Annotated in this window: 8 protein-coding genes; 3 read left to right on the forward strand and 5 right to left on the reverse strand. The window is 63.4% G+C overall.

Annotated features, from left to right (window positions below; genetic code table 11):
• The first annotated feature begins 48 nt into the window (after nt 1-48).
• Nucleotides 49-2466: a 3'-5' exonuclease gene (locus CHEID_RS06610; RefSeq protein ID WP_112769692.1), complete on the forward strand. Its 2418-nt coding sequence runs from the start codon at nt 49-51 to the stop codon at nt 2464-2466.
• A 237-nt stretch (nt 2467-2703) separates the two neighbouring features.
• On the forward strand, nt 2704-3567 hold the full coding sequence (locus CHEID_RS06615; RefSeq protein ID WP_146743861.1) for a hypothetical protein: 864 nt from the start codon (nt 2704-2706) through the stop codon (nt 3565-3567).
• A gap of 1886 nt (nt 3568-5453) precedes the next feature.
• Here CHEID_RS06615 and CHEID_RS06620 read toward each other — a convergent pair.
• From CHEID_RS06620 to CHEID_RS06630, 3 genes are all read right to left on the reverse strand, one after another.
• On the reverse strand, nt 5454-6578 hold the full coding sequence (locus CHEID_RS06620; protein ID WP_273661019.1) for a hypothetical protein: 1125 nt from the start codon (nt 6576-6578) through the stop codon (nt 5454-5456).
• Nucleotides 6575-7729: a tRNA 2-thiouridine(34) synthase MnmA gene (gene mnmA, locus CHEID_RS06625; RefSeq protein ID WP_112770362.1), complete on the reverse strand. Its 1155-nt coding sequence runs from the start codon at nt 7727-7729 to the stop codon at nt 6575-6577. Before mnmA ends, CHEID_RS06620 begins: the two co-directional genes overlap by 4 nt.
• 66 nt (nt 7730-7795) lie before the next feature.
• A complete protein-coding gene (locus tag CHEID_RS06630) occupies nt 7796-9028 on the reverse strand; it encodes a cysteine desulfurase family protein (protein ID WP_273661020.1) in 1233 nt (410 codons plus the stop codon).
• Nucleotides 9029-9226: 198 nt separating this feature from the next.
• Here CHEID_RS06630 and CHEID_RS06635 point away from each other — a divergent pair, with 198 nt between their 5' ends.
• Entirely contained in the window at nt 9227-10360 is a 1134-nt protein-coding gene (locus CHEID_RS06635) for an ATP-binding protein (RefSeq protein WP_112769200.1), read from the forward strand.
• A 113-nt stretch (nt 10361-10473) separates the two neighbouring features.
• On the opposite strand, the gene CHEID_RS06640 is transcribed toward CHEID_RS06635, so the two are convergent.
• The gene (locus tag CHEID_RS06640; RefSeq protein WP_112769201.1) at nt 10474-11427 is read right to left on the reverse strand and encodes an electron transfer flavoprotein subunit alpha/FixB family protein; all 954 of its coding nucleotides are present in this window, start codon (nt 11425-11427) and stop codon (nt 10474-10476) included.
• 55 nt (nt 11428-11482) lie between these two features.
• Nucleotides 11483-12271 carry an electron transfer flavoprotein subunit beta/FixA family protein gene (locus CHEID_RS06645; RefSeq protein WP_112769202.1) on the reverse strand — a complete coding sequence of 263 codons (789 nt, stop codon included), beginning with the start codon at nt 12269-12271 and terminating at the stop codon, nt 11483-11485.
• Nucleotides 12272-12309 lie beyond the last annotated feature (38 nt).

The following is a 12309-nucleotide window of genomic DNA, read 5'->3' on the forward strand; positions in this document are numbered from 1 at the left end:
CAGTTACCCGTGAGCGCCAGAAAACACTCGTGAAGGAGGACTAACGCAATGCCCGCATCTTTATCACTCGACAAGGATTTTGAGTTCCCCGAGGCCGTTCAAAAGCAAACTTTGGAGTTCATCCGCAAGCTGAAGGAAAACCCGGATAACTCTTCCCTGAAGATCAAGCCGCTGAACAATATGAAAGACAGGCGTGTGCGCACGGGCCGCGTCAACGATCAATTTCGGGCGGTGATGCTGGAGCTGGACGGCACCCGCGAGAAGCACTTCATGCTGTTCAAGGTGCTCAACCACGACGAGGCCATCCGGTGCGCACAAAACCTCAAGGTCCGAACGAACCCGACTAACGGCGTCATCGAAGTCACGGACACGCCGTCCGGCGGTGGCCAGGGGCTATCCCCCCAGGCTGTGGAGGCGGAGATCAAGAGCCGCCTGGAGCGGGCGGTGGCGGAAGCCCGCGCCGAAATGCTCGCTGAGCAGCAGCAGCGTGAAGCCGAAATGCAGGAGCACTTCGCAGAGCAGCTTTCCCAGCGGGCCGCGACCAGTGAGCAGCCCGCAAACGCGCACCAGCCCACCCCGGGCGACGCGACCACTCCGAGCCCCACGCCCACCACCAAGGCCCCCTCTCCTCCACCACGCGACATCTTCAACCGACCCGGGATTACGCCGGAAACCCTTTCCGACGAGTTGGGCCTGTCCCCCATCGCCATCGCCGCCATTCAACGCGCCGAGGACGTCGACAAGCTCCTCGCGATTTTGGCCCCGAATCCGTCGTGGGAATCGGACGCAGTCCAGGGCCTTATTGCTGGCTATTCCATCCCAGAGGTCATTGAGGATCTCGGCCTTAAGCGGCCGGAGTTCCCCGTTGACGATAGTGATGCCGACGCGATGATCAATGGCGTCCGAAAATCGACCACATGGGTGGAACCCACCGAGCTGGACCTGAAGAACATCCTGGAGAAAGGCAGCTTCGCCGATTGGCGCACATTCCTGCACCCCGCCCAGGCCAAGGCCGCGACGCTGGACCACAAGGGCTCCTCGCGCATCACCGGCGGGGCGGGAACAGGAAAAACGGTAGTCCTGCTGCACCGAGCAAAACACCTACTGGACAGCTCCGACGGCAAAGCCCGCATCCTCTTGACCACATTCACCAGGGACCTTGCCAATCAGCTAAAAAGCCAGATGAACGTGCTCGATCCGCAATTCCAGGAGGCCAGCGTTCCCGGTGCCCCCGGATTGCTGATCTTGGGGATCGATGCCCACGTCGCCCAATTCCTGCGCAAATGCCAGCCCTTCGAGCTTGAGGACGCCTACAACAAAGCGTTTGGTATCAGCGCTCAGCAACCACCCACGCCCCTATTCGACAGGGATGCGGACGAATTGTGGACTGAGGCTGCAGAACTGCGCGGAGAGGGGCTCGCCGATGAGAAGAAGCAACCGGCGTTCCTCAATGACGAGTTCAACGAAATCATCTTGACGAACTCCATCACCACGTTGCAGGGCTATCTCCGGGTGAGTCGATCTGGGCGGCGCACCACATTGAGCCGCAACGAACGCAAGATCGTGTGGGCCATCACCCAATCCTTTATCCACCAGTGCGCAACGGACAATCGCTTTACATTCCCCGCTATCGCGGTGCTTGCAGCGCAGGTGCTGGAGACGCGGAGGGCGCCGCACCTCGATCACATCCTCGTAGACGAGGCGCAGGACTTCCATGCGGGGCATTGGCGATTCATCCGCGCGTCAGTGGCACCTGGCCCCAATGACATTTGCCTGGCGGAGGATTCCCACCAGCGGATTTACGGCAAGCGGTTGGTGCTGTCCCGGTATGGGATTGAAACGCGCGGGCGGGCCACAACTCGATTGCGCCTGAATTACCGGACGACGGCACAGACGCTTTCCTATGCCTCGGCGATCCTGGAGGGCGAGAAGTGGGTGGATTCCACGGGGGAGGAAGACACCCTTGAGGGCTACCGCTCTGTGCGCCGGGGGCCCGACCCCGAGGTGCTGCAGGTCAATGATTCCGAAGAGGAGATCGCGCTCATTGCGGAGAAGGTGCGGGGTTGGCTGGAAGGCAACTCGCCATCGACGCACATTGGCGTGCTGGCGCGGAATAAGTACCGGGTTAAGGAGCTGACAGACCGGCTTTCGGAGGAGGGGATCAAGGTGCAGACGCGGCGGGTGGGCGCCAGTGTGTTTGACGATCCCGTGTCTGTGATGACGATGCACAACGCGAAGGGGATGGAGTTTTCGCACGTCATCCTGGCAAATGTGACGAAGAAGTCCATGCCGCAAACCTTCAAACTCGCGCATTACCCGGAGGCCGAGCGCGAGGACGCGCTGCAGCGGGAGCGGGCGTTGCTGTACGTGGCAGCTTCGCGTGCGCGCGACGAGCTGGTGATTACGGCGCCCGGGGAGCTTTCGCCGCTGCTGCCGACGAAGGTGGGCGACAAGGGCGGGCGATAAGGGGTAGCTGGCTCGGGTTGGACGGACCCGTGGGGTGAGCGGTGGCGAAAGTGTGTTCGGGATGGGCCCCGGTGTCCCGGCGGTTGCCTAGGGTGAAGCTCGCAACGACAGCCCTCACCGGAAGGTCAGCCCATGGTTTCATCCCATTCCTTTGTGAGCCTCGGAGATACCATTCCAGATTTTGATTCTCCGTCCGGAGCACAACAGGTGCGTGATTTCGTCTCCCACCTGTGCGTAATGAACACACAGAGCTTCTACAACGCGGCCATGGTGCTAGCCCAGGACCCGGAAGCAACCGCCGCACTCCCGCAGGGCGGGTGGAGGCGCCTGGGTTTCGAGCTCCTGCCCGGGGCTCGTCGGCTGGCGGTGATGTGTCGTTGTGGCCCAGCCGGCATCGTCTACGACGTCCGCCATACCCGCCCACGCGATGGGGAAGGCGGGGCACCCTGCTTGGACGACTTGCAGCAGTCCCGCTTCGATCTGGAACCCGGAAGAGCGGTCGAGAAGGTCGAACGTATGCTTCCCCGCCTGGGCGTTGTGGACGAAGACCACTCCCTTCTGTCACTCGGAGAGACCACGGCGGCAGTGAGTTCTCCGGAGGGCTTAGCCGTCCGCTGCTTTAAGCCAATTTACCCGCCCGAGGACTCGAAGGATGCGCCAATCGTCTACGCGTTCGCCAGTGATCCCATGTCTGCAGTACCTATGGGGCGTACCCCGGACGAATGTTATCTCGGCGACACGCTGTTCTCCATTGCACTGCTCATGTCGGTTTTTCGGGTTCCATGGTTGCAGTACGTCCGCGTCGACATCGGGGGATCTCCCCAGACATGGCGCGAGGAAACGCTGCGCCGAAGCTGCGAGCAGCTCGATCCCCATAAAAGTGCAGCCGCGTATTCCTTGGAGGCATCCCTCGCGGTGTTTATCCTCTCCGCCAGGTTTGGTTGGTCCCTTAAAGCGCCGCTCGCGCGTCGCTTCATGGCCGACGATTCATTCCCGGTGCCGAAATACACGGACTTTCGGAGGACCCTTGTCGCTTGCCATTTCCTGGAAAAGCAGCTCGCACATCCCATCAGCTTGTTCACGGACCTGGAACGGTTTTGAGCCGACTGCGGGTTCTTCCCTGCTCGCTGGCAGGGATCGCTCCCGACCGACGGGGTTGTGCCGCTGCCTGGCTTCGGCCCGCGAGCCGGCCCGAAGGGCCGCCGGAACTGCGCAAACGGCGCATAACCGCGTAACACACAACTCAACACACTCCTAACACACTCCAGTTGTGTGTTAGGAGTGTGTTTCCCGGTCGCTGCTCCCACGAGTCTCCAGATTCGAGCACCGTCTTTTGCACTAGCCCCACTAAAGAACCGTATTTGATAAATGAAGCCGGGAAGAAAATAAATGTTGTGAGTATTCCCTCAACACGGGAGGCCTCAGGCGGTACTGGTGAGAGCATGACGAAGCCGCAAAACGTTCGAGCGATGGCGATACATCCTCACGAGACCACTATTTTCGAAGATGGCTCAGAGCTAGCCTGGGATGGGACAAATCTGTATTGGGGTAGTCTCAGGACCTAAGGGCCAATTCAGGCGGTGACTCTCGCGAGCACACTGGCGGAGCCGAGTGAAGAGGACCGGCAGAAGAGCTCGCATGATACCGAACGCGATATGCAAAACAGATACCATCATCAATGAAAGATAAGCACACAGGTTGGTACCTGTGTGCTCCAGTGTATGGTTTACTGTGCGTGTTCTTTCCGGTACTGAACCCCTGCCCTGGCGAAGAAGACTACTGAGCAGAGTACGGAGATGACAGACACGGGGTTGAGAAAAGCATATTGACGACTTGTGGCCCCTAGCAGCAGGTAGAATACAACCATCACAAAAGCTGTGAAAAGCAGTCCCACTGCTATGAGAAGCAGTTTTTTAGTTGCAGCAGGATGCGGCTGCGCCTCTGAGTGCCCCACCAACATCACCTCCAAATGTTCCTACAGTTCCACCGGCTACCGTGCCTGCGATCGGCAAGGTTACCGTTCCCTCACCAGCACCCGCGAGGCCAGCTGCCGTTGCCCCGCCAACACCGGGGCATTGGTCATAATGCCCATTCGTACGAGGTCCCTTCCGAGGAGTGTGGGGAGAGTCTTAACTGAAGCACAAGGGATCAGTGCCATATATCCTAAAGCAATTGATACTTCTTTGCATTATGGAGAACGGCTTCTTCATGAATCGTTCATCTTTTGTTAACCGCACCCCCCCACCTACATTAGAACCCGATCATCCCCGATGACCCCCTGTGTTCCAGGGGGTTTCTTTTTGCCTTCTTCCGGCTATCCCCTCCGGTATTCCTACTGTTCACACCCGGTTTCCGCTCTGTACCTCTCGGTTTCCCCGTGTACTCCCCATGCTCCCCTCATGTATCCTCCATGCCTCCCAAGCATTCCCTTCATACCCCCTTCAGAGGTCCCTCTGAACTGCGGAAATGCTCTCTTTCGTGATGTAAGGCGATGAACCCTTCAGAGGATACAAACACCCTACAGGTGGTATGAAACTCGCTTAGAGGACGAGTGGACGAGCCGGCCGCAGTGAGCTTGTCAGCCTTTTCCAGCTTGGCCACGATCTGCTCAGGCGTGTGTTTCGAAAACTTCTTCATGAGTCGATCCTTCCAAAACCGCCGGTTCGACGGAGAAAAGGCGACTAGAAAGTCAGATGGTCCGATATTCCCAGCCCACACAACAAGCAACGCTTGGCAATTGCCGTGAAAGGTCCCTTCTAGGAAAAATCACCCAGAGCCCACCTGTAGAGGTGACGCTCCCCTCCCAGAACGCTTCCAAGCGAGCAACACACAACTCAACACACTCCTAACACACTCCAGTTGTGTGTTGAGTTGTGTGTTAGGAGTGTGTTTGGAGTGTGTTGCCGGTCCGGCCGCAGAGAGAGCCCCCGAACAGGCCGCCGAGGCACCCCTCCACCCTCACCCCTCCCACCCCTCCCGGGTTTCCCCTAGTTGCGCCACAACAGGGAGGCTGCCTGCCGCGCCCGTGCCGCAGCGATGCTGGCCCCCGCGATCGTTCTAGCCCCCTCGGGCACCACAACGTCCACAGCCCCCGGCAACTGATCGGCGGGAAAGGACCACTGATCCCACTGCCGCATCACCGTTTTCGCGATTGTCTCAGGGTCCCGTACAGCCGTCGGGCCCGTGCCAGCAGGGGTTGTTGCAGCACTGCGGTCAGGGGCAGTACCGTCTGCCCATCCGATACCCCGCCCCTGCGGCAGCAACTGCCCCAGCATCCCGCCAATCAGGTCCTTGCCCCCTACCCCGTCCAATTGCCAGGCGGGCACCACCACCCTGGCAAAACCAGCGGCCATCCCCGGCAGCACATCCACGACCTCCTCCGGCACGGCCCCCTCACAATCCAGAGTCGCCATGCGCTTCACCCCTCGGCCCGATCCGTCGGAGGACTGGCCGATCCCAACTTGCTCCAAAAACCGCTGCCACACCCCGGCGACGATCTCCCGATCCACCGCCCGCACCGGGTCGAAGTCGGTCGCCCCCTCCAATCCGCGGAGCACCTCCGCCACGCGCGGTTCATGGACGGCGAGCACCACTTGCGCTGCGATTCGCTCCCCCAGCCGCGCGAACTCGCCCACCCCCTCCCCGAGGTTCAGCGCCATGTCCCGGAAAGCCGGGCGATCCTCGATCAACGCATGCCCGCGATACTCGACGGAGGCACCGATGCTCCACGGTCCCTCCACGTGAATCATCAGCCGCTCCACCCGGCCAGGCAGCATCTCCTCGGCAACGTCCGAAACCTCCCGCAGCCATCCGGCAGTGCGCCGCGATTCCAAGCTGGGATGTGCGGTCAACTCCCACGCCCGCGCGTTTGCCCGCACCGGCACTTGCGCCATAGCCAAGGTGGTCGCCAGTTTCTCGCGGCCTAGTTCCTCCCGAATGCGGCTGCCGTTCATCCGCACCAGGCTCAGGTTCGGTGGCACCCCAATGTCTTCATCAACGTCTACCGTCCGGGTCAGCGCGGAGGCGAAGGCCGCCCGCACATCGCGGTGATTCGTCACCGAGTTCTCCCACCACCCCAGCCGTGTTGGGGAACCCTCGGTCGCGCCGCTCACCGCTTCTCCTCCGGTTCCGCCCGCTTGGCGGTGAACCGAATCGTCCCGGACCCCAGCACGATGTCACCCTCCGGGTCCGGCTGGTACACTACCGCGGCCTGCCCCCGGGCGACTCCCTCCAGCGGCTCCAGCAGCTCCAACTCCAGGCGCCACGGGGACTCGCCGACCTCTTTTACCCGCCCCGCCGGTGTCTGCGGCTCCGGGTCCTCCACCAGCATCGCCCGCGCGGGTACCACTCCGCCGTGCGCCCGCACCTGCACCTCGCAGTCGAACTCCCGGCCGTGCACCGCCGGATCTAACCGCTTTAACCGGTCGGCCACGATGAACCCGGTGCGCAGATCCTCCCGCGTCCCCACGGTCACCGTCCCGGAAGCAGCATCGATATCCGTGACATAGCGGGGGCTCCCATCCAGCACGGACCTCGGCAGCCCCAAACCCTTTCGCTGCCCAATAGTAAACCCGTACACGCCCTCGTGATCGGCGACCTTTTCCCCCTTCGTATTGGCCACGATTCCGGGGCGCAAGCCAATCTTGTTGCCCAGGAAGGCCTGCGTCCGCCCATCCGGGATGAAGCAGATATCGTGGCTATCCGGCTTGCTGGCCACCCCGAACCCCAGGGCCTTAGCCTCTCGCCTGATCAGCGGCTTTTCCGTGTCCCCTACGGGGAACATGCAGTGCCGAAGCTGCTCTTTTGTCAACACGCCCAGCACATAGGACTGGTCCTTAGAGTCGTCCACTCCCCGCCGCATCACCCCGTCGTGCAGCCGGGCGTAGTGGCCGGTGACCACCGCATCGAATCCCAGGGCAATGGATCGGTCCAGCAACGCCTCGAACTTAATCTTCTCGTTGCAGCGCAAACAGGGATTGGGGGTCTCCCCAATCGCGTAGGAATCCACGAAATTATCGATCACATCCGCAGCAAAGCGATCCGAAAAATCCCAAACATAAAATGGAATGCCCAGCTTGTCCGCCACGCGCCGCGCATCTGCCGAATCCTCCAGGCTGCAGCACCCCCGCGACCCGGCGCGCACTGCCTCCGGCGACCGGGCCAAGGCCAGGTGCACGCCGATGACCTCGTGCCCCTCCTTTAGCGCGCGGGCAGCCGCCACCGCCGAGTCCACTCCGCCGCTCATCGCCGCTACTACACGCATCGCCGCCGCGCACCGTCCTTCCCGCTCGTCCTGGCCGAAATACCCGCTAGACGTTACAAGCCGCCACTACCCAAAAGCCATTCCCGCCGCCCGCGCCTGCTCCACAACGCCCGGCAGCTCCCCCGCCACCCGCTGCGCATCCTCCAGTGTGACATCCGGACCGATCGTCAGCCGCAGCGCCCCCCGCGCGACCTGCGCATCCACGCCCATCGCCGCGAGCACGTGACTGGCCCGATTCACACCAGCGCTACACGCGGACCCCGTCGACGCGTCCACCCCACGCCCGTCCAGCAGCATGATGAGACTATCGCCCTCCGCACCCGGGAACCCCAGGTGCAGGTGCCCGGGCAGCGCCGGTTCCGTTGTCCACCGCCGCACCTCGGGGATGTTCCGCGCCGCCTCCCAGATGCGATCCCGAATGCTGCGGGCCCGTGCGGCTTCCTGTTCCATATCTCTTATGGACGCCCCCAACGCCCGCGCCGCCCCCATCGCCCCCACGACGTTCACAGTCCCCGACCTCAAGCCGCGCTCCTGCCCGCCGCCGCGGACGGGGCTGAGGATGGGGGCGTCCCTGCGGGCTAGCAGGAGCCCGACGGAGGTGGGCCCCCCGAACTTGTGGGCGCTGGCCGCCAGCGTCGCGGCCCCTAAGCTGCGGAAGTCCACCGGGACGTGCCCCACGGCCTGCACCGCATCGGTGTGGAACGGGATACCCTGCTCCCGCGCGAACTCCGCCAACGGCTCAATGGTCTGGATGGCCCCGGTCTCGTTGTTCGCCCACATGCAGGTGATCAGGGACAACGTTTCCGGATCGGCCCCCTCTGAGCTAGCCCCCGCCAACCACTCCTCGGCGCGGACCCGGCCCTGTTCATCCACGGGCAGCAGAATGCGCCGAAAGCCGAAACCGGGGTGCTTGGTAGTACCGGTCAACCACTGCACCGACTCGAGTACTGCGGGGTGCTCGATATCGGAGCTGGCGATGCCCCTAGCCCCATCGTTGGCCCCTCCAGTACGCGCCCGGCTACCGAAGGCGAGGCCCTGGATGGCGATGTTGTTGGCCTCAGTCCCAGACCCGGTAAACACAACCTCCACCGGATCCGCGCCCAGCAGCTCCGCGATCTGCTCGCGGGCCTCCTCCAGGTGGCGCCGGGCCGCGCGGCCGCTGGCGTACTGGCCCGCAGGGTTGAGTGCCCCCGCCACCTGCTCCATGGCCTCCCAGGCCTCCCGGCGCAGGCGCTGGGTGGCGGCATTGTCCAGGTAGAGGCGGTCGCAGCGGGTGGGGGTGCGTTCGAGCTGGCTCACCCCCTCCACCCTAGCGGCGGGGAAGCAAGCCACCGGGTTCGGCGCTGCTGCTCGCGCGGGGTGGGGTTGGCGTCCGGAAGAAATCACACAGATCTACCAAGCACGGGCGAATCTAACAGCTCTAACAGCCTTTCGAAGATCTAACATATCTCTCACACTGTCCCCTGGAGCAGGACCCCACACCTTAGGATCAAGACCATGCCCACCCCGCGCAATCCCTTCCGCCCCAGCTTCGGAACCTCCCCCTACTACCTGGCCGGCCGCAGCGACCTGCTGCAACACTTTCAACTGAGCCTGCTGGAAGGGCCCGGGTCCCCCTACCGCACCATCCTCATCAGCGGCCTGCGCGGCGTGGGGAAAACCGTGCTGCTCAACGAGGTCGAGGATATCGCCCGTAAACAGGGGTGGATCATCCTGCGGGCCTACCCCAACCAAGAGATGATCGCGGACCTCGTCAACACCACCGTGCCCCACGCCATCGCCACCATCGAACAACCCCCGCAACGCCGCCTCTCCGGCGGGTCCATCCCCGGGCTGGGCAGCATCAAGACAGAAACCCACGACCGGGCAGAAGAGCTGCGGCCTACCCCAACGCTCATCACCCGGCTGCGGGACCTATCCACCTCCATTACGGACGTGGGCATCCTCATCACCCTCGACGAGCTACAATCCGCCGACCTGGATCAGCTCCACCAACTCGCCACCGCCGTGCAGGACCTTATGCGCGACGAACGGGACATCGCCTTCGTCTGCGCGGGACTGCCCCGCGGCGTGGATGAGCTGCTTCAACACGAAGGGACCACCTTCCTGCGCCGGGCGCACCGGGTGGACCTGCACGCGGTCTCCCCGGAAGACGTTCGCGAGACGCTGGACATCACCGCCAAGGAATCCGGGGTGCCCTTCACTCCCCCGGCTCTGGACCTTGCCACTGACATTTGCCGCGGCTACCCCTACCTCATCCAGCTCGTCGGATCCCTGAGCTGGGCACAGGCCGCCCTGGAGGAAGCACCGCACATCGACGCCGCCCAGGTGGAGGCCATCAACCAGCCCGCCATCGACCGGATGACCCAGCAGGTCCACCGGCCCGCGCTGAGCCGGGTGCCCGATGGGGAGCTCAGCTTCCTGCGCGCCATGGCCGAACTCATGGCCGCCAGCGGGGAGAAGTCAGTGTCCACCGGGGAGATCGCCGCGGCGCTGGGGATGAAGAGCCCCAATGGGATCTCCACCCGGCGCAGTCGGCTGATTACGCGGGACCTCATCGCCCCCGCCGGGTTCGGAAAGGTGGCCTTCACGTTGCCCTACCTGGAGGAATACTTGCTCCGGGAGGGGTAGTGAGGCGCGCATAGAGACAACCCCCGGAGGGGATGAAGCCACCTCCGGGGGTTGGGGGAACTACCGGGCGCACCCGGCATGCGGGGAGGGCAGGGCAGAACCCTGCTCGGACCCTACTTGCGGGAGTTGATCTCCTCGGTAGCCTGCGGGGCCACCTCGAAGAGGTCGCCCACGATGCCGAAGTCCGTGATCTCGAAGAGGGGGGCCTCTTCGTCCTTGTTCACGGCGACGATCGTCTTGGAGGTCTGCATACCGGCCTTGTGCTGGATAGCGCCGGAGATGCCCAGGGCGATGTACAGGTTCGGGGAGACGGTCACGCCGGTCTGACCCACCTGGAACTTGCCCGGGTAGTACTCGGCATCCACGGCGGCGCGGGATGCACCCACGGCGGCACCCAGGGCATCCGCCAGAGGCTCCACCACATCGCCGAAGCCCTCGGCGGAACCAACACCGCGGCCACCGGAGACCACGATCTTTGCCTCAGCCAAGGCCGGACGATCGGCCTTCTCGGCCGGGGCGAAGGAGGTGATCTTCACGGCGGTGGGGCCAGCGCCGGGCAGCTCCACTTCCTGTATGGTGCCGGAGGCGGCCTGCGGCTCCGGGTCCACGGAACCGGGGTACAGGGTGTACACCGGGGAAGCGCCAGCAGCAGAGCTGGTTACGGTGAAGGCGCCACCGAAGATGGACACCTTCGCGCTGCGGTCAGCTTCGACCTCGCGCACGCCGTAGATGGCGCCGGAGGCCACGCGAGCGGACACGCGGCCGGCGATCTCGTTGCCGGTGGCAGTGGAGGAGATCATCACCGGTACCTGCAAGTGCGCGGCCAAGCCGGAGACGGCATCCACGGAGGGGGTGATCAGCAGGCTCTCGGCCTCGTCGCTCTCCGCGGCGTAGATGGTCTCCGCGCCGGCCTCGGCCAGCTTGGACTGCAGCTTATCGGCGGTGCCCGGGGCACCCACCACAACGGCACCCACGGTGCCGAAAACGCGGGCGGCGGTCAGGAGCTCGAGGGTGGTGTTCTTCAGCTCACCCTCACCGTGCTCAACCAAAACCAAAACGTCGGTCATGGAAAAATCCTTTTCTTGATTCTTAGGTGATTGCTTCTTTTGTGGTGAGCTGGGTTTAGACCAGCTTTTCCTTGACCAGGAACTCGACCAGCTGCTTGCCGCCGTTGCCCTCGTCGGTGACGATCTCGCCAGCGGACTTCGGGGGCTTCGGTGCCACGGCGGACACGGAGGTGGTGGCGCTGGCCAGGCCGACGTTGGCGGGATCCACGCCGATGTCTGCGAGGGAGAGTTCCTTGATCTCCTTCTTCTTGGCGGCCATGATCAGCTTGAACTTCGCGAAGCGCGGCTCGTTGGACTTCTCGGTCACGGACACGATCGCGGGGGTGGGGGCCTCCAGGCCGAACACGCCCTCTTCGGTGACGCGCTTGCCGGTGACGGTTCCGTTCTCCAGCGAGATCTCCTCCAGGTGGGTTAGGGCGGGGATCTGGCGGTACTCGGCGAGCAGGCCGGGGATGCAGCCCGCGCCGCCGTCGGTGGAGGAGTTGCCGCAGACAACCAGTTCGATGTCCTCGATCTGATTCAGGGCGTTGGAGAGGGTCCAGGCGGTGCCGAGGACGTCGGAGCCGGCCAGATCGTCATCGGTAACGAGGATGGCATCGTCGCAGCCCAGGGACAGAGCCTTGCGCAGAGCCTCGGTGGCGCGGGAGGGGCCAACGGACAGAACGATCACGTTGCGACTGCTATCGGCCTCCTTAAGCTGCAGGGCAGCCTCCACCGCGTTTTCGTTGATTTCGTCCAGCACTGCATCTGCGCTGTCGCGGTCGAGGGTGTAATCGTCCTCAGAGAGCTTGCGCTCCGACCAGGTGTCCGGCACCTGCTTTACCAGAACAACGATGTTCGACATACGTTGGCCTTTCGGGGTTGGGTCAAGTTTTTCCCCAC

It is taken from the genome of Corynebacterium heidelbergense, from assembly GCF_028609845.1.
GTDB classification, from domain to species: Bacteria; Actinomycetota; Actinomycetes; order Mycobacteriales; family Mycobacteriaceae; genus Corynebacterium; species Corynebacterium heidelbergense.